Genomic DNA, 1,402 nt, shown 5'->3' with positions numbered 1-1,402 from the left:
GGGCCGGGGGTGCGTGCGGGCGATGCCGGGAGGGCCGGCGGTGCGTCGGGCGTACGCCGTGGGGCGGCGGGGCCCGAAGGACGCGGGCGCCGCGGGCGACGGCCTGCGCTCGGAGGCGGTCGGCTCGGCTCAGGTGGTCGGCCTCGGCTCAGGTGGTCGGCCTCGGCCCGAGTGATCGGCCTCGGCCCGAACGGCCGGCTCAGCCGAAGTGGCCGGCTCGGCCCGAGGTGGTCGGCCTCGGCCCTGGTGGTCGGCCTCGGCGGTGGGCGGCGCGGAACGGGTCGCGGCGACGCCCGGTGCGGCGGACCGCGGCTTCAGGCCGGGCGGCGGGCACCCGGAATCAGACGGCGGCTTTCTTCAGGCGGCGGCGCTCGCGCTCGGAAAGGCCGCCCCAGATTCCGAATCTCTCGTCATTGGCCAGGGCGTACTCGAGGCATTCCGAACGGACCTCGCACGCGAGGCAGACCTTCTTCGCCTCACGTGTCGATCCGCCCTTCTCGGGGAAGAAGGACTCTGGGTCGGTCTGGGCGCACAACGCGCGCTCCTGCCAACCGAGTTCCTCATCCGCGTCCTCGACCAGCAGTTCTTCGAACAACTCGGTCATGTGCGCCCCTCGTCGTCTTTGCGTCCCCGTGAACGGTCGTTTCTGGAATTCGGCCGAACGACACGGGCGAAATTACAAGTACGGTGCTCCGGGCTCAAGCCGGGATTGGCAATCCGACCCGGTATTCACTCTGCGGAACCAAGGCTATGCGGAAAGTGTTCACATCGCCAAAATTGAGACACTTGCCCACCAGCCCGCCCGCACTCCTCCTTTCGAACCTCTCTCCGGGAGGACGTGTACGACTTCGTTCGTGTTGCGGTCCGGGTGGGGAAGCGACTCGGATCACAGTCAGGTCACGAGGGCGCGACGATGTTTGCGCGGGTGGTTGCTGCGCCATGTGTCCCGCCTACCGCACGCACAAACCTTTCTCCCGTCGAGGTAACCGGAAAAGGTGAATCATTACCCCCAAACCGGTCATAGGGTTGACAGAAGGGAACCGTCCCCGGCACCTTTGATGGCATGCCAGCGACCTCAGTGCTCTCCGCGGACCCCATGGGTGACTCCATGACCGGGTTCCGCAGCGCTGTCCGCCGCGCGGCTGCGCCCCGTGCGCAGCGCCACGGTCGCTGTCGCTGTCTCTGCGCGAGCTGTTGACGCTCACGGGCTGACGCCCGAGAGCAGTCCGGCTTCCGCCCCGCGCCGCCCACCGCACGGCGGCGCTCGCGTTTTCCGTGCCTGACCCGGCGATTCCCGGGCCGTCACGCCTCTCCTCCCGCGCCACCCGCCCGATCGGCGGCCGGGCGCGTCCCCCGCACCGAGCTCACCGAGGAACCTCCGCCCCCATGAGCAGCGCCCCCC

The 1,402-nt window shown here is 69.5% G+C and carries 1 protein-coding gene; it reads right to left on the bottom strand.

Annotated features, from left to right (window positions below):
- Nucleotides 1-340 precede the first annotated feature (340 nt).
- Nucleotides 341-604: a WhiB family transcriptional regulator gene (locus tag C6N75_RS26970; protein ID WP_105871487.1), complete on the bottom strand. Its 264-nt coding sequence runs from the start codon at nucleotides 602-604 to the stop codon at nucleotides 341-343.
- Between the last annotated feature and the right edge of the window lie 798 nt (nucleotides 605-1,402).

It is taken from the genome of Streptomyces solincola (assembly GCF_002982015.1).
Lineage (GTDB): Bacteria > Actinomycetota > Actinomycetes > Streptomycetales > Streptomycetaceae > Streptomyces > Streptomyces solincola.
This window is presented reverse-complemented; position numbering and strand designations above follow the sequence as displayed.